Here is a 21,881-nt window from a genome sequence, read left to right on the forward strand (position 1 = left end):
GAGGAAGCGGGGTTTATTATTTTGACGAATAAAACAGCAAAGCAGCCTAAGCCGGATTGGATTAGAATCAAGCTAACTACCGGTGATAACTATCAGGAAATCAAGAGCATGATGCGTTCTAAAACTTTACATACCGTATGTGAAGAAGCTAGGTGTCCGAATATTTATGAATGCTGGGCAAATCGAACGGCTACCTTTATGATTCTTGGTGATATATGTACTCGCGCATGCCGTTTCTGCGCTGTGAATACAGGGTTGCCGACAGAGTTGGACCTGCAGGAGCCTGAACGTGTAGCAGAAGCTGCAGAGGGAATGAACCTTCGCCATTGCGTGGTGACCAGTGTGGCCCGTGATGATCTTGCGGATGGTGGCGCCCAGATTTTTGCTGAGACGGTAGCAGCAATTCGTAAACGCCTTCCGTTATGTAGTGTTGAAGTATTGATTCCAGATTTCCTGGGAGAACGGAATAGTCTAGAGATTGTTATGAACAGTAATCCGGACATTCTTAACCATAATATTGAGACGGTGGAACGGATGTCAGACCGCGTACGGGCTAAAGCGAAGTATCGCCGTTCGATGGAACTCCTGCGCAGAGCCAAGGAAATGAAGCCGGATATTCCTACCAAATCAAGCATTATGCTTGGAGTCGGTGAAGAGTGGGATGAGATTTTACAAGCAATGGATGATTTACGAGCCGTAAATTGTGATATATTGACTTTAGGACAATACTTGCAGCCTTCTCCAAAGCATTTAAATGTGGAGAAATATTATCCACCAGAGGAATTTGCGCTGCTTAAGGAAGAGGGATTGAAGCGTGGCTTTAGCCATGTGGAATCAGCCCCGCTTGTTCGCAGCTCTTATCGTGCGCATGAGCAGGTGAAATCTGCCGCTCAAGCTCGTGAGGAGCGCGCGGTTTCTTCTAGCTAATTTTTCGGAAATAGTGACATTGTCTCAAACAGGTATTGTTAAGGAGAGGGTTGAAGGAGCGATAGCGATCTGAAACACTCAACCCTTAGGTTACACATAAAAACCGTTGATTTGAGTCATGGAGAGAAATGTTGGAGCTGTAGGAGCATTAGCGCCCGCCTTTGTCCCCGGATTTCCACCGCGATGAGCGGTTATAATCCAGAAATCTGGGGACAACAGCGGCCGAAAGCCCAATATTTCTCAGAAATGACGGCATAATCAACGTAAAGACCCCCAAAGAAAGGCAGGCGACAAAAGGTTTGATCGTTATAGGCGGAAAAGGCTACGAACTAATGTTAGATCATAAGGATGGTTGGAATCCGGAGGCGTTTCGCGGAAGATATAGCGAAGTGCTGGAAAGATACGACTACATTATTGGTGACTGGGGTTACAGTCAGCTGCGTTTGAAAGGTTTTTATCGGGACAACCACCCAAAAGTGAATCGGGATACAGCGATTTCTGGCATGGTCGATTATATTAATGAATATTGCAATTTTGGCTGCGCATATTTTGTGTTGCATAAGTTAAAAGAGGTACCACAAGAAGGTTTGTTCAAGGATATTCTGATCAAAGAAATACCAGAGCCGAGTGAGGAAGAAGATTCGGAGCTGGAAGCTGAAGATAATGATGGAGCGGCTATAGATAAAGAGCTCTCCTCTAAAGAAACATCAGCTAAGCAAGGTTCGAATTCATCTGCTGCATTTAAAGAGATGACTTCTGCTAAGGATAGACCTTTGAGAGAACATCAAAGCCGAAATCACCGGGGTAAAGATTCGCAAGGGAAGAAATCCAAAAAGGAATTTCAAAGCAGACCACCACAAGGTCAATCCCAAAAAAACCAAAACACACAAAAGCCTCAAAATAATCAAAACACACAAAACACGCAAAACATAGAAAATCCACAATCTTAACGATGAAAGCTGACCATAAGTAGAGTCCCTCTACGAATGAGACAGCTTTTTTCTAAATATAAGAATGTATATGTTTCACGCTATACATTCTCCTTATATTTCTCGCAAAAACGCTTTTCGTCCATTTGGGACGCCGAAGGCGTTTTTGCTTGTCTGAAATAGACATGTACAAATAATAAAGGCAGCAAACCTCCATCTCTGGAGAATTGCTGCCATTTCTTATGGATTATTTTATAGATAATTTCAATTGCTTCTGTGTAGCATTGTAACTCCATACGAGTGCCGGAAACTTCTTCTTAAAGGCATTTAATTCAATGTAGGTCTCACCATTCTGAGATAGCGCCTCTTTGGAGGAAAGCATAAAGCCGGTAGATGTGCCTGTTCCGCTCTTTACGATGATCTTCTTGTTCTTGGCATCCCAGGTGATCTCGCCCTCGACAAGCGCAGCCAGCACCAGCGATGAAGCATAAGTTTTATCGCCCTGCTTCACAAGCCCAACATTACCAGCAAAAGGAACCCCGTTGATATTTAAGATATGATGATCTCCGGTGAGTTCTAAAGTCTTCATTCCAGCAATCTGCAGGGCAGTAATCAACTGTGCAGTTTTCCCTTTTACCTCAATATCCGGTGCGAGACCGATGTGATTAAAGTCTTCTTTTTTAGGTGTTAGATATTTCTGCGTGGTCAATTTCAGCATGTCACCATTAGACACTGGAAGTAGGCTTTGAATACGCGCTTTGCCGTAAGAACGAGTGCCTACAACAGTAGCCAGCTTGTTGTCGCGCAGGGCGCCCGTAAGAGCTTCTGACGCACTTGCAGTGTATTCGTTGGTTAGAATTACGACGGGCACACCGATTTTGCTGCCACTAGTAATCGTTACAGGAGTTAACGCGCCACTTTGATCAGAGGTATACATCATGATGCCTTTATCCATAAAACTAGAGGCAATGTTGTATGCCGAATCCATGTAGCCACCCAAGTTATCACGTAAATCAAGCACCATGGATTTCATTCCCGCTGCACGCATCTTCTTTAGCATAGCGGCGAATTCTTCATCAGAATTCTGTGTGAAACCACTTAGCGAAATATAGGCAATCTTCGGACCAATGAGGGTTCCAAAAACGGAAGTCGAGTTCAATTCATTTCGGGTGACAACATAAGATTTTGTGACACCATTTCTGAGGATCAGCAGGGTGACTTTAGTGCCTGCGGCTCCACTTAGTTCCGAATCATCCGTTTCGTCAACAGGTATTCCGTTGATTTTGAGAATCGTATCGCCGCGTTTCAAGCCTGCCTTTTCAGCAGGAGAACCTGGAGAGATTTCTTCGATGTAGAGCTCTGTTGGCGTATATTGAAGTTTAACACCGATGCCAACGTATTCGAGATCAACCGCATGTTCAAATTGCGCCGCTTCCTCGGAATTAAAATATTGGCTGTACGGATCATCCAGTGTGTTCACCATGCCGTCAATTGCTCCGCGAATCAAAATATCTTTATCTACGTCTGAAAGATTATAGTTCTCCAATAGCTTCATTACTTCATTAATAAGATCACTGTTGTCTGTGGAAGCTTTAGTGGCATCTGCAGCGGAAGCCAGTGGAGCAAATGTAATAGATAAAGCTAGACAGCTGGTTAACAGCGCACTTATTATTTTTTTTGATTTCATGGAATCAAACACCCTTTTTATTAGGATTTCACAAGTTTATTGTAGACGCTATATGTGTCATCGATTGTCCATACACCAGTATCCGACTTGGATAGAATATAGATAAGGCCCTGCTCATAAGTCTCCTCTTCACTAGCTTCCTTGTCTTTGCTTTCTACATATATAGCAGCTTCTTTGGCACTGTAATAATAAATATTTGAAATGCCTGGAGTATAGGTAATATCGTACGAAGCAAAGAAATCATCCAAATCTGCCTTGAGAGAGGAATCATATTCTTCTCCATATGAAGTCATCGTGGAAAGAACTGCTGTAGGATTCTGTTCGTTCATTGCTTGATAATATTTGTTGACAGTACCTTTGATGGCATCCGCATCGTTTTGAGGGATGTTGGCTGCTGGTTTTATACCTTGTTCACGAGTAAGGAGAACGGTCGAGCTTTGGGATTCCACGGATGAAATCTTCCAGCTTCCGTTCTTGCGGACCAGGGTATATACGTATTCATTCTCTGTATCTGGAGTATAAGCCCCACCTATTCTACGTGAACTTTCAAGCGTATACACAGTGGCTTCGTCAGCTGTAATGTCGAGGATTTCCAAGCTATCAATAGTATTCTTTATGTCAAAAGCTTTAAAAGATTCATTGAGTTCGGCCACTGATTCCGCGTAAGAGTACTCCGAATCCATAAGGGAGTAGAAGCTAGTCGCTTTTTCTTCATTGAAATATTGATTAGACAAACGTATTAATGCTGTAATGGCTGCTTCGTCCTTACCTTTGGAGACAGGAGTAGTAATTTGTACACTTCTACTGGTAGAATTCCAGACAGCTGTGCCCCCGGTTGCCTCTGCGATAAAACGCAAAGGAATGTATGTAGTGCCGGCTGAGGAAACTGGTGCAGTGGTTAGTTTTTTAACGGTTCCGTTAACAGTAGCGCGGTTACTGCCAATTTTGAGGGTAATCGCAAGATTTGAACTTTTTCCTGTTACCGTTCCAGTTTTGGCATCCCAGAGAACTTGAAGTCCAAGCTTCTCAAAGACAACCCGGAAAGGTACAAGTACAGAATTGTTCGCTAAGTATGGGGATCCAGCGGTGAAGGAAACCTTACTTCCGTTAATATAAACATCAATTGGTTTCGATGCTGCAAAAGCCGGGACCGCAAGTATGAGGGCCAGTAGACTTATGCTTAAGAGGGATAAAAATCTTTTCAACAGTACTCTCTCCTTTTATGTAACTCTTTGTAAAATAGCCTCATTATACCATTTGGCTTCTCTCTCAGTCTATCAGTTGGTGTTAGTTTTGTCACACAAAAAAGCCGGAGAAATGGATATCTCCAGCCACTGAAAATCGTTGGATTGAAGGTTAATCTTAAACCAGAAAAGCTTCACGAACACGGTTCCAGAACGGAAAAGGACGGTATCTGGCGAAACTGACCTTCTTGTCCGATACTTGGCAGCGTACTGAAATCAGATCATCTACTGGGATATTGTTATGATCTATCGTGAGTAGTAAGCGCTGATCCTTACATGAAAGAATATCGCAATGGTGATGCTTCGGCAGTAGTAATGGCGACCCCATTGTTCGAAATACGCGGTTGTTAATTGAGGCGATTTCGGCAATCTGCAGCGCTTCTATAGATGGGTGAACCATGGCTCCCCCAAGGCTTTTGTTATAGGCCGTGCTACCAGAAGGAGTAGAAATACAAAGTCCATCACCCCGGAACATTTCGAAGGTAACATCATTGATGTCAACTTGAATCATTATAGTTCCATCTACCCCTTTAAGGGTGAATTCATTTAGGGCAATGTGGGACGAAGAACCGGATTTCTTGTGAATTTCCAGCTCAAGTAACGGATATTTCACGATACGAGGTTTTTGAGGCTCAGAATCCTCGGTTCCGCACATGTAGTCGATTAAGGTGGGAAGCTCTTCCGCTTGCCAGTCCGCATAGAAGCCTAAGTGTCCTGTGTGCACACCTACGAAGGCTAGATTGGGGATTTGATCGATAAAGGTATGAAAAGCGTGCAGCATTGTGCCGTCTCCGCCAATAGAGATGACGATTTCGGGAGACTCGGCATCAAGTTGCAGGTCCCGCTCCGCCGCCAGCTTGTGAAACTGCTCGGCAAGTTTGATTGATAGTTCATCACCGCGGTCCAGAACATAATATCTCAAGATGTACAGGCTCCTTTTGTATAATTCAGTCATACACCGATCATAATCAATCTTGACCCGGAACACAATATGTTAATCAACTTCGCCGTACCCATCGAATCATTGTCATGAATACAGGGATAAGCAGTGAGACTAGAATTGCAGCAGTTAATAATAGGCTTAGCAGGGCGAGGCTTGCTGTGATCCCTGAGGCAGAAGGAGTAAAGGCAGCTGAGGCTGGTAATGATACCCATGCGGTAGACAGTCCTGTGTTCATCACAGGATTCCAGAGCAGCAAGACCAATCCTGATGCGAGTATGGCGTGAATTAGCCGTGCAGTCAAAAATGGCAGATACCGCAGCCCGGTACCGTTCAGAATACTTGCCACCTGGGCATGTACAGATAATCCGCCCCAGGAGAGAATGAAGGCAGCTGCCGCTACCTTGAACTGAAGCGGGATGGAAGCTGCGGCTTCACCTGCTGAACGGGCACCGATTGTCACCTCAAAGAATCCGCTAATGAGAGCCTGAGCTAGTTCTGGAGGACCACCTACAAGGGACACAAGATGTCCGGTCATGTTAAAAAGGGAGGATAGGATACCGGCACGGGCTAGCAGTTCCATTAGCACATTGAAGAATACAACCAAACCGCCTACGACAATAATAAGCTTTAGCGAGGACTGGATTGCTCCCTTTAATAGCTCCCCAAAGCTCCGCCCATCTTTGCGCCGAGCCTCCTCCATGGCAAGAAGTGCTGCATGGATTCTTCCAAAACCTTTTTTGGCTGGAACAGAGGGGGTAGTAGAACTGGTTATGGTTGGGTCTTGGGAAGGGGAACTCTGTTCTTTGCGTCCATGGAACGACATTAGCAAGCCAACAATCAAACCGCTCCCATAGTGGGCGAGGGCTAGGATGAGCCCCAACGATGCGTCTCGAAAGAAACCAACGGATACTGCACCTAACAGAAAGATTGGGTCAGAGGAGGTTGTGAAAGCGACTAATCGTTCGCCCTCTACTCTGCTAATCAGATTCTGTTCCCGCAGCTTAGCGGTTAATTTAGCGCCAACAGGATATCCTGATACATATCCCATTGCAGCGACAAACCCGCCGCTACCTGGTATACCAAAAAGAGGGCGCATCAATGGATCGAGCAGTGCACCCAAGAGATGAACGATCCCTAGGCCTAGCATGATTTCGGATATGACGAAGAATGGAAATAGAGAGGGGAATAACACATCCCACCAGATGGCCAGGCCTCGTAAGGCTGCGCCAAGGGATGCCTCCGGATGAAGCAACATCAGCAGCATACAGCCCGCCAATGTTAATCCCAGCAGTGGGCCGCCAATCTTTTTAAAAGTCATAATTAACGCCTCCTGATCTATGGTTAGATGTATGCGAAAAGAAGGACAAACAGCACAAAAAAAATAAAGGAAGCGGTTACATAAATCGGTGCTTTTTCGCTTGAAATATGATATTATGTAAATAAGAAATGCACCCTCTGTTACAAGAATAAATGGGATGGAGTGATGGCGATGAGCGTTGTAGCCGGAGTTCTCGTTTGTGCTTTTGTATATGTGATCCGGGTCTCTCTCGTCCCTGCAGGTGATGAAGAATTTCGGACCTACTGACAATAACCTCCAGGCGCTAAACTATAGTTTAGCGTCTTTTTTCTGCCGTTTAGGGGCACTTTCGACGGATATCCGAGCCGTGCTTTTTTTTGGTATAATAAAGTAAGAAACGTTTCATTAATATGGAAGAGAGCTGGTAACCTCAATGAATCCAAATGAGAGTATATATGAAAACCTAGGAGGAGCTGAGGCGCTACATCGATTGGTGGAAGTGTTCTATGCCAAAGTGCAGCTTCATCCGCAGCTGGGTCCATTATTTCCAGAAGACATTTCTCCTGTTCTGGAGAAGCAGTATCAATTCCTGACACAGTTTTTTGGCGGTGGCCCATTGTATTCAGAACTGCATGGACATCCCATGATGAGAGCAAGGCATATGCATATTCCCATTACTCCAGAACGTGCTGAAGAATGGTTGCAGTGTATGAAAGAGGCGCTTGAGGAGACCGGCGTAGAAGAGCCGCTACGTTCGTTCGTGCTTAGCCGCCTTGCAGGTCCCGCACATCATTTTGTTAACATGCCCCAGGAATAATAAGGGACAGGTTGATCCTGAAAGGAATGAGAGTACTTGCCAGACTTAATACCCCTATATTCTATTAAGGTCAAATGTTGCAATTGTGAACATGAATTTTCAACCTCTCGCGTACGCCCTAGCCTAAAAAAGGCTATCCGCCGCGATGCTGATTTTTGCGCATATTACAAAAACGAGAATCCGGATTATTATGTTGTACGTGTCTGCCCGAGTTGTGGGTTTGCCTCTACAGAAAATTCAGCGGACAAGCTGACGGATCTACAGCGAAAAACATTTAATGAACAGGTAGGAAAACGATGGAAGAGCCGTGACTTTGGGGATAAACGAAGCTGGGAAACTGCACTTGAGACCTATAAACTGGCACTTTTATGCGCTCAAAGTATTAACGATAAGGATCGAATTATTGCAAGTCTGCTTCATCACATTGCCTGGTTGTATCGATATCAAGGGAATACGGAACAGGAACAACGCTTTTTGCGCTATTCATTAGCTGAATATGTGAAGGTATACGAAAAAGACGGAATAGCTGGCAATGATGCCCGGCTCATGTATCTTATCGGCGAACTTAACCGGCGCATCGGCGAGTTCTCTGCAGCTGTAATGTGGTTCTCCCGCCTGATTAATGATCAGAAGATTATGGATGCTGCGATGATTCGAGCTGCCAGGGAGCAGTGGGTTGTGCTAAGAGAGCAAATGCGCGGCGAAGCTGTAGATATTGATGCCGATGGATTACCTTCAGGTTCTTAAAGCTTTACGAACAACAAAAGGCGCAGAAGAGAGTAATGCTCTCGTCTGCGCTTTATAAAAATGGTAAGATTGGGATTTAGATGACCTTCTATTTATCGGACTGCCCGATCGAATAGGAGGTAATCTCCGTCGTTATCTACAACTGTGGGACTGGCGCTGCAACATGGGAAGACAAGTAGTTTTTTCTTGCCGTCACGAACGATTTGCAATTCTTTTGGCTTCATAGGGAGAAGAACATTCTCCGAGTTGCAGAAAGGGCAATACTGCACATACATATCGCCTAAAATAATGTCATAAGGCCAGGTATGACTAAAAGGAATCATTGTGAATCCTTCCCAGAAGGAGACTCTTCATTTCCATCCTCAGCTTGCGGTGAATTCTGCTTTTTGGATAGCTCAGCTATTTTTTGTAGCAAAATATGTTGGGGCATATGCATCAAGTGTTCCAGTGGAACGCCTAGTTGCTTGGATAACGTTATGGCTGTTTCCGGTGAAATTTGTAGTGGCTTCATATGGATGCCCTCCTAAAGTTTATCGGCTATGAATGTTCCGGTATCGTTTATTCACTTTACCATGGTGTTAAGTCAATTACAAAGAAAACCAAATGAGAGCAAAGGAATGGTGAGAAGACATGAAACAACCATTATCACTGACTTGGGAACTTGATTCTATATTTCCTGGAGGATCGTCCTCTACTGAGTTAGAAAGCTTTTTAAAGAAACTTGAGCAAGATATTGCAGCCTTACAGGGTCTGGTGAAGAATGCTGTAGCTCCAACGGATGTTGAGTCTACAAAGGCGCAGGATGAGGTTATAGAACTGCTCCAGAGCTGTTCAGGAAGACTTGTGGAGGTCTCTTCCTTCGCAGACTGTCTGGGCGCTCAGAATCAAATGGACAAGGGTGCGGTAAGACTGGCAGCTCGAGTGACAAGTATGCGTGCCGGATTCGAAGGCATTAGCTCACAATTCAGTAACGTGCTTCGTCAGACTACAGACAAGGTATGGGCAGAGTGGATGGCACGTCCGGAGATTGCTCCATTAACGTTCGTGCTGAGCGAGAGCCGTGACTTGGCCCGTGAGAAGATGAGCCCAGAGTTGGAAAGCTTAGCGCTTGAACTAGCCGTTGATGGATATCATGGATGGAGCGGGCACTATGATACGATTGTAAGCTCGATTAAGATCCCATTTGAGGATGAAGAAGGAACAAAGCTGCTCTCCGCAGGTCAAGCTTTTAACAAGCTGGATGATCCAGATCCGAAAGTACGTCAATCCATGTTCCATAAATGGGAAGAAGCATGGACCGAAGCAGCAGATAACTGTGCGGATACCTTGAATCACTTAGCAGGCTTCCGTCTGAAGCTCTATAAAGGAAGAGGTTGGGAAGATATTCTGAAAGATCCGCTGAGCATCAATCGCATGTCACAAGATACTTTGAATGCGATGTGGGACGTGATTACGAATAGCAAGCCTGCACTCGTGACCTATCTTCAGCGTAAAGCTAAGCTGCTTGGACTGGATGCTCTTTCCTGGGTAGATGTCGAAGCGCCAGTGGGTAAGTCTTCAGGTAAAATCCCATATGATCAGGCCGCTAAAGATATCGTTACCCAGTTCCGCAAATTTAGTCCGAAGATGGCAGAGTTTGCAGAGCGTGCTTTTGATAATAACTGGATTGAGGTTGAGGATCGTCCGGGAAAACGTCCTGGAGGTTTCTGTACATCCTTCCCTGAGAGTAAGGAATCGCGAATTTTCATGACTTATAGCGGTACAACTTCCAATGTTTCAACCTTGGCACATGAGCTGGGGCATGCTTATCATTCTTACTTGCTGGATGATCAACCTGTATTTAATCAGAACTACGCTATGAACGTTGCAGAGACTGCTTCAACCTTCGCAGAGGTCATTGTGTCTGACGCTCAGGTTAAAGCAGCTAGCAATGCTGAAGAGAAGCTGGCGCTGCTTGAAACGAAGATTCAGAACAGCGTTGCTTTCTTTATGAACATTCACGCTCGGTTCTTGTTCGAGACTCGTTTTTATGAGAAACGTAAGGAAGGCCTTGTAAATGCTGAGGAGCTGTCTGAATTGATGGTGGAAGCACAGAAGGAAGCCTTCTGTGGGGTGCTTTCAGAATACCATCCTCATTTCTGGGCTTCTAAACTGCATTTTTATATCACAGATGTGCCGTTCTATAACTTCCCTTACACCGTTGGCTACATGTTCAGCACAGGCTTGTATCGACTGGCTCTGCAAGAAGGAGCGTCCTTTGCAGACAAATACGATAGCTTGTTGCAAGATACTGGTGTGATGACTTTAGAGGATTTGGTACTTAAGCATCTGGGTGTGGATCTTACGAAGCCGGACTTCTGGCAAGGCGCTACAGATCTGATTGTAGCTGACATTAATGAGTTCTTGGAGATGACGGAGCAATTAGTTTGAAAAAGTCTAAACTAAGACAAATTTAGCGGTAGAATAAACAACGATTTTTCAGCATGAACACGCAAAAGCCCCTGATAGAGGGGCTTTTTTTAATGATAAAATGTCGAAAAATCACGATTTATAAAAAGAAATATGCGATTAATCTATGGATTTCGCGCATCTATAGGGATAATAACCCAATTTTGCCGAATAATGTTGTTTGCCATTTGTTAGTAACCTATAATGAGTCTTAAGCCTTATATAAGGCACGCTAGAGTACCACTTGGCTGAACTCACGAAAATAAGCAAGCGCTTACGAAGTCAGTTCTGCGAAGTGCACTCAAATCAAGCTATGCTCACAAAACGAAGTGAATGCTTTCGAAGCAAGTTTTGTACGAAGTGAATTCGAATGAAGCAATGCTCACAAAACTTTTAGGAGGAAAAGTAATGCTTAAGATGGAACAACTATCATTAGCCAGACAGATGGATATGGTGTTTAAGGAGCTGCAGGAAGAATTATCGGGATTAACTTCTGGTACGGTTTTTGTGCAAATACGAAATAACATGATCGGAAAATTCGGGATACGACATAATCCTCTTTCTGGGCGAAGCGGGGGATTCACTGATGCAAAAGAAGGGATGACAAATGGACAACAGTCTTCTTTTCGACTAATGGCGCTGGAAAGTCTGAAATACAAGCGGCGTTGGACGCATGGTGAGATTTCTTATGAATTCGCCATTAGACAGGGAATGGTGATTGTAGATGCTACATTGGAGTCCAATTATAATATGGCGAATCTAATGATTCGATCGCCTCGTAATGCCTTTGCTGAAAGTTCCGAACAGTTTTTGGGTTAAGCGTTGTTTACATAAAATTTCAATAATTGTGAAAATCAAAAAACCTCCCACAGCTTCAGAAAGAAGTGTGAGAGGGCTCAAAAGCTACTCGGCTATAGGCTTTATACCTAGCCGGATAAAACACTTAAGATAACGTTGTTACTGACGACCAGACAGTTGTTGTTCTGCCAGTTGTACTAGACGTTTAGTGATGTAACCGCCCAGAGAACCAGTTTCGCGAGAAGTGTAGTTCCCGTAATAACCGTCAGCTGGGATCGTTACTCCAAGCTCCTGTGCTGCTTCATATTTCAACTGTTGCAATGCCGCAGTTGCTTGAGGAACGACCAGGTTATTGGAACGGCTGCTACGACCTTGACCTGCTTGACCCATGTGTGTCACCTCCTTCGCCCGTTGTGAAGATAGTATGAGCGCTAAGAGGTTAATTCATGCATCACTTCGAAAGGTTTTAAGGATGGTAATTATTAGTGAAATAAAAGTGAGGATAGAAATCGTTTATTGCTAGGAATTACACAAAAAAATCGGTCTTCCCTTACGTAATCGCAAGGCAAGACCGATATAATGTATATCTGCTTTAAATCTCAGGATAGATCATTTCCAGCACGGTGGATAGATTCTGACTCTGACCGGGTTCTACCGTTAAAAGACCTGTGAAGGAAGCATCCTCGGATACATTCGGTGCATTCGCGAGCCAAGTATAGGGCTCAATACACAGAAATTGATCCGCCGGTCCTTTGGTATATAGCACCCAGTGACGGAATAGGTTCTCGTCAGCAGTATAACGAAGGCCATAACCATCATCACGTAATAATAAGGCTTCTACAGGCTGTTTTTCTCCAATACGCAGAGCAGTATCAAAATTAGTTCCCTGCATGTTCATTCCGGTGTTCAAGGCTTCCAGATCACCAAGTGGAATCAAGTTGCCGCTAGGGAGCAATTCATCGTTCAGTTCATAAATACTATTTACTGGGAGCTTAAGATTCCAGCGCTCAGGTTCTCCATCAATCATAAACCAGGTGTGATAACCGATCCCAAAAGGAATTCGATGATCTCCAAGATTTGTAACCTTTAAAGTTTGGGTAAATCGGGCTTCCTGAAGCCTAAACGTCATTTCGAATTTAAGTGGGATAGGGAATTGCTCCATCCAGTGTGGATCATCTTCCGTTCGGAATTCAGTAGTGACCACGCAACCATCCTCATCTTCTTCAATATCGCTGACACACCAGGCCTGAGTTCGGTGTAGACCATGAATATGATTGTCATTAGCGGTATTCTGGTCAAATTGATAACTTGTACCCTCGAATTGAAATTGGCCCTTACGAATTCTTCCGGGTGGAATTAATAGCGGCATGCCAAAATGGTAAGGTTTTTGCATAAAGAAAGCTTGATCGCTTTCATCAGGCCGCCGTAGAATTTCCCGTTGTTTCTTGACATCAAACAATGAAATCACGTTATTTCCTAGTCGCGGCAAAAGCGTGACTTCCAGTTCACGGCTGTGCAAAATATAAGTATCATAACCGCCCCACTGCCCTTTGGTCACCTGTTTCATGAGATATGCTCCTTTATCGTAACTGTAATCGAATAGAACATGGATAACCTTATCATAACAGATTTATACGATAGTGGTTAAGTGATTTGACAACTTCTCTTTATGGTTCTATGATGAAGGCATTAATTCATGATGATAATGTGATGACGGGGACAAGTAGGCAGGTATTGCACCTTCAGAAAGCCGGTGGTTGATGCGAACCGGTAGGACAAACCTGATGAATGGACCCCTGAGCGCCGAGCTTGAACGGGAGCGAGATGCCCTAGTAGACCGGCCGGATCTTCCCCGTTAACGGAAGACTAAGGCTGTTTTTTCCTTGTCCAAACAAGATTAAGCAGCGAATAAGGGTGGCACCACGGTCTCACGTCCCTTGCGGATGAGGCTTTTTTTGCGTTCTCGGAAACTTAGAAATGACATCAAACGGAGGTCTATATTATGAAAAAAGTAATGTCAGGCATTCAGCCGAGCGGTTCACTTACACTGGGGAACTACATTGGAGCACTGAAAAATTTTGTGAAGCTGCAAGATGATCATCAATGTTTCTTTATGGTTGTCGATATGCATGCAATCACTGTAGCACAAGATCCTGCGGCACTGCGTGAGCAGTCAGAGTCCGTAGCAGCCCTCTTTATTGCAGCAGGAATTGATCCTGTACGTTCTAATGTCTATATGCAGTCGCATGTGCCACAACACGCTGAACTGGGCTGGATCATGACGACACTTACAGCAATGGGCGAGCTGGAGCGTATGACCCAATTTAAAGATAAATCATCAGGTAAAGATTCTGTTGGCGCTGGTTTATTCGTCTATCCTTCCTTGATGGCAGCAGATATTCTTGTTTATAATGCGGATCTTGTGCCAGTTGGAGAAGATCAAAAACAACATTTGGAGCTGACTCGTGATTTAGCTGGTCGCTTCAATAATCGTTTTGGCGAATTCTTTACCATTCCGGAGCCGTACATTCCAGAGGTGGGTGCACGTATTATGTCTCTGGATGATGGCACCAAAAAAATGAGCAAGAGCAGTCCTAACGCAGGCAGCTACATTGCTCTGTTAGATTCACCGGACGTAATCCGTAAAAAAATCAGCCGTGCAACGACTGATTCAGGACGTGAAGTAATTTTTGATCCAGCTAATAAGCCAGAGATCAGTAATTTGATGAGTATTTATTCCGAATGTTCTGGAATGACACTGGGGCAAATTGCCGATCGTTATGAAGGGCAAATGTATGGCGGTTTTAAGAAAGATCTTGCTGAAGTGGTTGTAGCTACGCTTGAGCCATTACAACAAAGATATAATGAAATTCGTAGCTCGGGTGCGATCACAGATATTCTTGCAGAAGGTGCTGATCGTGCGCGCATTGTTGCAACAGAGACGCTGAATGGAGTTAAAGAGCGAATGGGATTTCTGCCAGCTCGTTAATCTAATCAGCGCTTAGGCTTTCCTGTTTGCGTCTGATCTTGGCCTTGAGGATAAATCCCCAGCCAATATTCATGACACAGAGAAATCCGAGCAGAAGTGCCAACCAAAAGCTATAACTGATCGCGATTGAAGCGGCAGTAAGAATAAGAATAGAAGAACAAGCGAACCAAAGTGAAAGTCCTTTACCCATGAAGAGAGCCTTCCTTTCTGCTAAAATGAATCCCGGAGTATGATAATAATACTCCGGGATTTTTTGTGATTATAGAATAGATCTCTGCGTAAGTCTACAGTTTCATCGTAAAGAACCAGGGTCAATGGAAAATCGTTTGTCGAGCTTCTCGCTGCTAAGCCATCCTACATAAGTATTTAAAGGTCGATATTGATTGTCCATCACTAATACAGCCACAAATGGGTATTGTTTGCGATGTAAATAACGTACGTCCCCCCAGCGCACCATATATCCTGAAGGAAGTTCCTCGACTTCGGCTACTGCATAAGAGGTGAAGTATAGAAAGGACTGAATATCAGGGTGCGACTTGGATATCTCCACAGCGGGATGATTCGAGCATACAGCATGTTTGAACCATTCCAGTCGATTATTGACTAGCTGCCCAACATTATAACTACCATCTTTTTTCACTTTTACTACGTTCCAGCGCTTTAGTGAAATTGTAGGGATTACAATATAACGTTCGCCGGCACTATGATGTAAATCCTTAAGCTTAATATTACGCGTGAGACGTGCGTGAACGACGGTTCTCCAAATATAATAAAGAATAGTACAGGCATACAGCGTAATAAATAAAGGTTGCGGTGGAACGATACCGGTGATCCAGAGAAGGATGGCTGCGATATGGCTACCAAATATAAATGGATCAAAAATGTGGATGATGTTCCATGCAATCCATTTCTCCGTGAATGGACGTGCAGCCTGAGTGCCATAGGTATTAAATAGATCAGAAAATACGTGCACACCTACACCAATGAAGCTCCAAAGCGCAATATGGCTTAGAGCTTGTAAATCAGTAAAACCAAATAAGGGCCCTAACACGAAGGAAATCAGGGCGGGCCACAGAATTAGAAAGGGTAGGGAATGTGTGATTCCCCGGTGATTTCGAATATACATTGCATTGTCCTTCAGTCGTAGCGCAGTATCAGCATCAGGAGCCTGAGAGGCGAGCACTGTTGCCAGCATAACAGCCCCGGCCAGTTTCGGATCAGAAGCAACGATGGGATCAACGAAGGAAAGCCCAGCTAAGCCTAGGCCCATAACTAAATGTGTAGCAGTATCCATTGGTCAGTTCTCCTTTGTTGTTCGGAAGTTCTCTATTTAATAATTACCCAAATACAGCTCTGGTTATTAAGGGGATTGAAAGAAATACAAAATAAATATTGTCACGTAATTGTCGAATTCATGAACTTACTGTTCCATGACTGTCAAAGTCTTCACGGGTTTGTTATGATAAAGTTAACAGCGAAGTTAAAAAACTTCGATTAGAACGTTACATGTTCGTTTAGAAGGAGGATCATTAGGTGTGGACAATCATATAACATTTCAAGCTTCTTCCGACTCTGCAGCCATGTCTGCAAAATCGCCACCGGAAGGTGCTAGCTGGCGTGATTTCATTGCAGTAACAAAACCCGGTATTATCCGATCTAACCTTATTGCAGCCTTTGCGGGATATTGGCTGGCCTCGGGTTGGGATGTTCATTACGGCAGATTAGTTCTAACGCTGCTCGGTACAATGCTGGTTATGGCTTCGGCCTGTGTTTTTAATAACTATTTCGACCGGGATCTGGACATGAAGATGGAAAGAACCCGTGAACGGGGACTTCCTACAGGACGACTGAAACCAAACACTGTATTATTATACGCCATTGGGCTTGGTATTGCAGGTTTGATCGTGCTGTTTGCTTTTTCAGGTATGCTTGCCGGTCTGTTTGGAATTGTTGGCATGTTCGTTTACGTAGTAGTATACACGCTTTGGTTGAAGCGCACATCAACATGGAGCACCTCCGTAGGTGCGATTTCTGGAGCAATGCCCCCGGTAATTGGTTATGTTGCGGTTTCAGGAACGGTTGATCTAGGCGCTTGGCTGATCTTTGCCATGTTGTTTCTATGGCAACCCCCTCACTTCTGGGCGTTGGGCATTAGACGTAAAGAAGAATATAGAGCGGCAGGATTTCCATTACTACCTGTAGTTAAAGGAACACGACGTACGAAATTTCAGATGATTCCTTATGTAGCCCTTTTGCTGCCTATTCCAGTGTTAATGTACGCCTATGATTACGCAGGCATATTTTTTCTAGTCATTTCATCAGCGTTGTCCTTGGCTTGGTTAGTATTGACCTTGATGGGCTTTAAGGCTAAAGATGATGAAATCTGGGCGAAGAAGAATTTCCTCTTCTCCATTAACTACCTGACAGTTAGTTTGATCGTACTTGTATTGAATACGATTCACGGTTAAGAAGAGGGAGGGTATACGTGTCCGTGCAAACCTTTAAGCGTTATAAATGGACTTGGCTTCTGCTAATACTTGCTTTGATTATGGCTGGTTATCTGGCATTTAACTCTTTGAATTTAGGAAAAGAAAAATTGCCAGTAATCGGAGAAGTGCAGGACTTTTCTCTTGAAAATGTGAATGGAGACCAGGTTACTCTGGCTGATACACAAGGTAAAGCACGGCTGGTATACTTCTTTTTTACACAGTGTCCGGATGTATGTCCTATAACTACGTTTTTGTTATCTCAGACACAGAAGATTCTGGTCGAGGATGGCAGTTTTGGTAAAGATACGGGGTTTGTCTCTATCTCTTTTGATCCGAAGAATGATACTCCAGAAGCTATTAAGGCTTTTGCAGACCGGTTTCAGGCGAATTATGATGGATGGTATTTCTTGCGGGGGGATCAGGAAGAAGTTCGTAAGTTAGCGACGGATTCTTTTAAAGTACTAATCGCAGGGAATTCCAAAGAAAATTTCGTACATGCCAATCGTATAGCGTTAGTTGACCGAGACAATCAACTTCGTGCATTGTATGACGCAGGAGATACGGAGAACGTAACTCCTGAATTTCTTGCCGATCAGCTGACGGAATTGGCTCGGGAATAGAACATAAACATTAAAAACGCCTTTTTCGAATCCCTCTTTATTGAGCGGATAACGAAAAGGGCGTTTTTTAAATATACGATAGTATAAGTTTCATGCTATACATTATCCTTATGCTTGTTTCAGCTAAAATGGAAGTGGTTCAGGGTAGACGATGAAATCTTCCAATCCGGCTTTTTCGAGCTGAGTGATGTTGTATTCATCAGGCGTACCTTCCACACCAGCATATCCGCGACGAGTATAAATATGATCGGCATCAGGGAAGGCATCCCGGAGCACGCTGCGTATTTTTTTGCCAGAGCTATCGTTATCCAAATAAAGGTATACTTCTCCATCTCCTACTTGTTGCCGGAGGGATTCTAATTTTAGTGTATTTAATGTACCAAAGGTACATAGGATTTCTACTTCCGGTACCAGCACGCGGCGTAATCTGCTGCGATCGTTCTTACCTTCGACAATAATCGTTATGGACATTAGCTGACAATCACCTCCGGGAATGGGTCCAAGCTTCAGGCTCATTATAGTTTACCGAAGGATCGTCATTTTTAACAACTGTTTCTGCAAGAAAGTCTTCATTCCCCGGGAAATGTCGTAAAAGCAAAGAATCATGCGGCTCGCCCGTTCCATTTGGAAGTGAGGTTCGATAGTTTACCAGTGTTTTTAGGTGGAAGAAGAAGCAATGCTACCATTAGTAGTAGAAAGGCTATGAAGTAAGGAGAAACGAAGGACCTTAGCTGTCCAGCAGCCACGGGCCCAGCGAATGCACCAAGTGACATGGCTATCGACTGCATGGAGAAAGTCCGGCCCATTCGCCCAGGGCCACCGAGACTAATAAAGAGTGATGCCATTGCAGGAAACAACACTCCTTTGGCTGCGCCGAGCATAAAAAGAATCGCAGCAGTCGGAATCCTGTGAAATGAGGCGAGTGCAAAGAAGCTGATGGCCATTCCCAGTAATGCCGCTGCTATTCTTCCCCCCGGAGAAAGACGGTTCAGAAAGAGCATGCTGAGCGTTACCAAAGCACCTAAACTGAGGAGTGACAGTAGTATACCAGTGGAAAGAATACTGTTGCTCCCTGTTTGAGATAGTGGGAGCTCGAAAAAGAGAACGCCTTGTGAACAGGAAACGAAAAAAGGTAAAAGGTAATACCGTTTGGATACCAGATCATCATCTTTCGTTGGTATAGAAGGTTTATCTGGAACTTTTAATGCTGATTGCGCTGAGCTTAGCGGCTTTAATATCTGTCTCGAAGGTGCAGGTACACTAAAAAAAGCCATGATTCCTGTTGCAATAAGGAGCCATCCAAGTGTGGTGAAGGTGCCAGAGTATCCGGCTTTTGCTACGATAAAAGCTCCTGCAGCAGGCGATACAACTGAAGCTAACGTATGAACGATACCATGTCCGGACATATATTTACCCTGCTCTGTGGCATCCGATGACAAAGAAGCGAGTAACGTCATACAGGCTGGAGAGAGGAAAGCGAGCACGAATCCACTTGCTGCTCTTAGCATTAGCAGATGCCATGGAAGCTGTACATGAGCTTGCAGCAGTAGGATAGCTCCCGCTGCGACAAGGCTGAAGACGATGTAGCGGCGGGAGCCATTACGATCGACTAGTACGCCTGCAAGCAGATTGCCGGGAAGGTGGGTCAACGAGTACATGCCCATCATCCAGCCAATAAAGGTGGGTCCCGCACCAAGAGAGATGGCAAAGGGCGTAAGGACGGGATACTGAGCATGTAAATCGAAGAACGCCAAAAAGAGAAATAAGTATAGCCACAGCGCAGTTTTCACAGGGAAACACCTCCGAGAGCCACCTACAGCACAAGTGAATGCAGGACGGCGTAATAATGAAGAACCAATTCTTAAGCACTACTTGTACTTTACGTGGGACAGAGAGGGCTTATACCGCTTTTTTAATTCCGCTAGTAGGTATACCTTTTACGGAGGGTGGAACCATGAATTATGATGGGTATTCATGTATAATAATTAATATTGGCGTTATGTCTATGGGAAGAGAGAATCCTTGGGACGAAACTAGGCGATAGGGGTGTTGTGAGATTGATGGATCCAGAGGTATGGTCACAGTTTATAAGGGAAAATTGGCTAGTTATTGTAATTGCGCTTGTCCTGCTGTTTGCGGTTGTTAATTTGGTTAAAACCGTTCTTAAATGGGCGATTGTCATTGTGATCGTTGTAGGTTTGTTCATCTATAGTGGTGTTACAATGGACCAAATTGGTAACGCTGTGAATAAGGTGGCAGATGGAACGGTAAGCACGCTAAAGAAGGAAGCGCAAGAGGTTATGCTTAAAGAAGCGCAGGATGCGAAATACACTTCAAATGGAGACGGGACCTTTACGATTACAACTCCGAATATTGAAGTGAAGGGCGCAGCGGGTGAAGATAAAGTAGAGGTTACTTTCCGTGGTGTTAGTCTTGGAAAGTGGAGTGTTACAGATACGACAAAAACATTTATCGAGGAAGCCCGAAAACATCAATAACAGGCTTGGACTCAAAAATATAACAAGCGAGCAAGTACGCGACTGAGAGGAGAGAGCGGATATGATAAACGGATGGATGACTAGTGTGAGTGATGCTAATATCATCTCCATCGCCCTCCTGCTGGTTGTAGTCTTCTCTCTATTGCAAGGATGGAGCAGAGGTTTCTCAAGCGCTACCGGAAGATTATTTGGGCTGCTGGGAACAGGATTATTTACTATAGCATCTTTGGTATTAGCTATCCCAGCTGCGGCCTACCTCAATCCCTATGTAGAGACTTGGGCATCTGGGATTAGTCTTCCTGATACGAAGCTTACACAGTGGCAGCAAATTTATTATACGGCGGTGTCAGTGTTATCAGAATCACCGCTAGTTCGATTTCTATTGTTACTCCTGATTTCTTATCTGTTAATTCGTATGCTCCTAGGATTGTTATCCATGTTGCTTCCTTTTCCACAATTGCGGCGTACTAAGAAGTTTAAAGACAGAAAGATTACGCAGGTAAGCCGTATGGGAGGAGCAATGGTTGGATTAATTATCGGCTTAATGCGTAGTCTGGTAATTGTTCTTGCTCTTTTCATCTGTGTTGGATTAAATCCGGAGAGTGGATTTAGTCGTTATGTGGAGTCCTCTCCAATCTATAGTCAGAGTGCAGCTGCTGTATTTGAACCTATTGTTGGTGAGACTGTGCAGAAGAAACTTCCAATTCTGACGAAGACCGTTGCAGCAGAGATGAATGATATCCTTCGTAGAAAATATGAGGTTATCGATCATGAAATTCCTCAGGATATTATAGGAGCAGCAGAAGACATTGTTGGACAAGCGCAAGATGAAGAGAAAAAAGCGAGACTTCTCTATGAATGGGTAGGTACACGCGTGACTTACGATTATGCTAAGGCTGATAATTATTTGCAAAATAGGGTCTGGCATGAACAGACACCACAGGATACATTCGACACTCGGCAAGGGGTGTGTATAGACTATGCCCGACTGTACGCTGTGATGGCTCGTTCACAGGGCTTGCAGGTACGGGTTGTAACAGGTCAGGGTTATGATGGGCGTGGCGGTTATGGTGCACATGCTTGGAATGAAGTATATATAAGTGATCGGCAAGCTTGGATTCCGCTGGATCCGACTTGGGCTAGCAGTGGAGATTGGTTCAATCCGAAGGATTTTGATGAAACGCATATTAGGGAGAACGCCCTCTGAGTGAGGGCGCTGAACTCCTGGGGTGTGGTACAATAAACTCAAGTAACGTCAGTTCTAACTTAAATGCGAGGGCATGCTCACAATAAGCAGCTAAGAACTCACCTTCATCATAAGAGTAATGTCGCAGGCAAAGGGTTGTCAGACATTTTTTTAAAATATAAGAAAGTATAAGCACTATACTTTATGTCTTATATTTCTCGCTTAAACACTTACCTTCCTTATAAGGATGGTCAAGACGTTT

General features: G+C 44.2%; 23 protein-coding genes and 1 other annotated feature. Of the genes, 11 read left to right on the forward strand and 12 right to left on the reverse strand.

Features of this window, described 5'->3' with window-relative positions:
* The first annotated feature begins 21 nt into the window (after positions 1-21).
* Together lipA and ACWNM1_RS11445 are read left to right on the forward strand one after the other, a co-directional pair.
* Complete coding sequence (gene lipA, locus ACWNM1_RS11440) at positions 22-927, forward strand: lipoyl synthase (RefSeq protein ID WP_341051783.1); 906 nt, start codon at positions 22-24, stop codon at positions 925-927.
* A gap of 332 nt (positions 928-1,259) precedes the next feature.
* Positions 1,260-1,877: a YutD family protein gene (locus ACWNM1_RS11445; protein WP_449601022.1), complete on the forward strand. Its 618-nt coding sequence runs from the start codon at positions 1,260-1,262 to the stop codon at positions 1,875-1,877.
* A gap of 226 nt (positions 1,878-2,103) precedes the next feature.
* Here the strand turns inward: ACWNM1_RS11445 and ACWNM1_RS11450 are convergent, their stop codons facing one another.
* From ACWNM1_RS11450 to ylbJ, 4 genes are all read right to left on the reverse strand, one after another.
* On the reverse strand, positions 2,104-3,543 hold the full coding sequence (locus tag ACWNM1_RS11450) for a S41 family peptidase (protein WP_449601023.1): 1,440 nt from the start codon (positions 3,541-3,543) through the stop codon (positions 2,104-2,106).
* A gap of 20 nt (positions 3,544-3,563) precedes the next feature.
* On the reverse strand, positions 3,564-4,748 hold the full coding sequence (locus ACWNM1_RS11455) for a copper amine oxidase N-terminal domain-containing protein (protein ID WP_449601024.1): 1,185 nt from the start codon (positions 4,746-4,748) through the stop codon (positions 3,564-3,566).
* A 157-nt stretch (positions 4,749-4,905) separates the two neighbouring features.
* Positions 4,906-5,709, reverse strand: coding sequence for an NAD kinase (locus ACWNM1_RS11460; RefSeq protein WP_042191633.1), 804 nt, complete (start codon positions 5,707-5,709; stop codon positions 4,906-4,908).
* Positions 5,710-5,785: 76 nt separating this feature from the next.
* Positions 5,786-7,048: a sporulation integral membrane protein YlbJ gene (ylbJ, locus tag ACWNM1_RS11465; RefSeq protein WP_449601025.1), complete on the reverse strand. Its 1,263-nt coding sequence runs from the start codon at positions 7,046-7,048 to the stop codon at positions 5,786-5,788.
* Positions 7,049-7,460: 412 nt separating this feature from the next.
* On the opposite strand from ylbJ, the gene ACWNM1_RS11470 reads away from it, so the two are divergent.
* Positions 7,461-7,844 carry a globin domain-containing protein gene (locus tag ACWNM1_RS11470; protein WP_042191628.1) on the forward strand — a complete coding sequence of 128 codons (384 nt, stop codon included), beginning with the start codon at positions 7,461-7,463 and terminating at the stop codon, positions 7,842-7,844.
* 36 nt (positions 7,845-7,880) lie between these two features.
* Positions 7,881-8,591, forward strand: coding sequence for a DUF2225 domain-containing protein (locus tag ACWNM1_RS11475; protein ID WP_449601026.1), 711 nt, complete (start codon positions 7,881-7,883; stop codon positions 8,589-8,591).
* A gap of 92 nt (positions 8,592-8,683) precedes the next feature.
* Here ACWNM1_RS11475 and ACWNM1_RS11480 read toward each other — a convergent pair whose 3' ends face one another.
* Together ACWNM1_RS11480 and ACWNM1_RS11485 are read right to left on the reverse strand one after the other, a co-directional pair.
* Complete coding sequence (locus tag ACWNM1_RS11480) at positions 8,684-8,914, reverse strand: hypothetical protein (RefSeq protein ID WP_042130921.1); 231 nt, start codon at positions 8,912-8,914, stop codon at positions 8,684-8,686.
* A complete protein-coding gene (locus tag ACWNM1_RS11485) occupies positions 8,911-9,102 on the reverse strand; it encodes a YycC family protein (protein WP_042130920.1) in 192 nt (63 codons plus the stop codon). The genes ACWNM1_RS11480 and ACWNM1_RS11485 overlap by 4 nt, the downstream gene beginning before the upstream one ends.
* Positions 9,103-9,221: 119 nt before the next feature.
* Here ACWNM1_RS11485 and ACWNM1_RS11490 point away from each other — a divergent pair, with 119 nt between their 5' ends.
* Together ACWNM1_RS11490 and ACWNM1_RS11495 are read left to right on the forward strand one after the other, a co-directional pair.
* Entirely contained in the window at positions 9,222-11,021 is a 1,800-nt protein-coding gene (locus tag ACWNM1_RS11490; RefSeq protein WP_449601027.1) for a M3 family oligoendopeptidase, read from the forward strand.
* Between the two features lie 426 nt (positions 11,022-11,447).
* Positions 11,448-11,858: an O-methyltransferase gene (locus ACWNM1_RS11495; RefSeq protein ID WP_449601028.1), complete on the forward strand. Its 411-nt coding sequence runs from the start codon at positions 11,448-11,450 to the stop codon at positions 11,856-11,858.
* 138 nt (positions 11,859-11,996) lie between these two features.
* Here the strand turns inward: ACWNM1_RS11495 and ACWNM1_RS11500 are convergent, their stop codons facing one another.
* Together ACWNM1_RS11500 and ACWNM1_RS11505 are read right to left on the reverse strand one after the other, a co-directional pair.
* Positions 11,997-12,227, reverse strand: coding sequence for an alpha/beta-type small acid-soluble spore protein (locus tag ACWNM1_RS11500; protein ID WP_042130917.1), 231 nt, complete (start codon positions 12,225-12,227; stop codon positions 11,997-11,999).
* A gap of 202 nt (positions 12,228-12,429) precedes the next feature.
* Entirely contained in the window at positions 12,430-13,404 is a 975-nt protein-coding gene (locus ACWNM1_RS11505) for an aldose epimerase family protein (RefSeq protein WP_449601029.1), read from the reverse strand.
* Between the two features lie 134 nt (positions 13,405-13,538).
* Positions 13,539-13,778, forward strand: a binding site (T-box leader).
* Positions 13,779-13,839: 61 nt separating this feature from the next.
* Between ACWNM1_RS11505 and trpS the strand changes: the two genes are divergently transcribed.
* Positions 13,840-14,826, forward strand: coding sequence for a tryptophan--tRNA ligase (gene trpS, locus ACWNM1_RS11510; RefSeq protein WP_449601030.1), 987 nt, complete (start codon positions 13,840-13,842; stop codon positions 14,824-14,826).
* A gap of 1 nt (position 14,827) precedes the next feature.
* On the opposite strand, the gene ACWNM1_RS11515 is transcribed toward trpS, so the two are convergent.
* Both ACWNM1_RS11515 and ACWNM1_RS11520 read right to left on the reverse strand, forming a co-directional pair.
* Positions 14,828-15,016 carry a hypothetical protein gene (locus tag ACWNM1_RS11515; protein WP_042130914.1) on the reverse strand — a complete coding sequence of 63 codons (189 nt, stop codon included), beginning with the start codon at positions 15,014-15,016 and terminating at the stop codon, positions 14,828-14,830.
* Between the two features lie 102 nt (positions 15,017-15,118).
* Entirely contained in the window at positions 15,119-16,120 is a 1,002-nt protein-coding gene (locus ACWNM1_RS11520) for a metal-dependent hydrolase (protein WP_449601031.1), read from the reverse strand.
* Positions 16,121-16,361: 241 nt separating this feature from the next.
* Between ACWNM1_RS11520 and cyoE the strand changes: the two genes are divergently transcribed.
* Both cyoE and ACWNM1_RS11530 read left to right on the forward strand, forming a co-directional pair.
* Complete coding sequence (gene cyoE / locus ACWNM1_RS11525; protein WP_449601032.1) at positions 16,362-17,294, forward strand: heme o synthase; 933 nt, start codon at positions 16,362-16,364, stop codon at positions 17,292-17,294.
* Positions 17,295-17,311: 17 nt separating this feature from the next.
* Complete coding sequence (locus ACWNM1_RS11530) at positions 17,312-17,935, forward strand: SCO family protein (RefSeq protein ID WP_449601033.1); 624 nt, start codon at positions 17,312-17,314, stop codon at positions 17,933-17,935.
* 123 nt (positions 17,936-18,058) lie between these two features.
* Here the strand turns inward: ACWNM1_RS11530 and ACWNM1_RS11535 are convergent, their stop codons facing one another.
* Together ACWNM1_RS11535 and ACWNM1_RS11540 are read right to left on the reverse strand one after the other, a co-directional pair.
* Positions 18,059-18,406: a DNA primase gene (locus ACWNM1_RS11535; protein WP_042191609.1), complete on the reverse strand. Its 348-nt coding sequence runs from the start codon at positions 18,404-18,406 to the stop codon at positions 18,059-18,061.
* Positions 18,407-18,537: 131 nt separating this feature from the next.
* Positions 18,538-19,725, reverse strand: a complete 1,188-nt coding sequence (locus ACWNM1_RS11540) for an MFS transporter (protein ID WP_449601034.1) — start codon at positions 19,723-19,725, stop codon at positions 18,538-18,540.
* A 270-nt stretch (positions 19,726-19,995) separates the two neighbouring features.
* Between ACWNM1_RS11540 and ACWNM1_RS11545 the strand changes: the two genes are divergently transcribed.
* Both ACWNM1_RS11545 and ACWNM1_RS11550 read left to right on the forward strand, forming a co-directional pair.
* The gene (locus ACWNM1_RS11545) at positions 19,996-20,433 is read left to right on the forward strand and encodes a hypothetical protein (RefSeq protein ID WP_042191604.1); all 438 of its coding nucleotides are present in this window, start codon (positions 19,996-19,998) and stop codon (positions 20,431-20,433) included.
* A gap of 61 nt (positions 20,434-20,494) precedes the next feature.
* On the forward strand, positions 20,495-21,640 hold the full coding sequence (locus ACWNM1_RS11550; protein ID WP_449601035.1) for a transglutaminase domain-containing protein: 1,146 nt from the start codon (positions 20,495-20,497) through the stop codon (positions 21,638-21,640).
* Positions 21,641-21,881 lie beyond the last annotated feature (241 nt).

The organism is Paenibacillus sp. Marseille-Q9583, assembly GCF_976954365.1.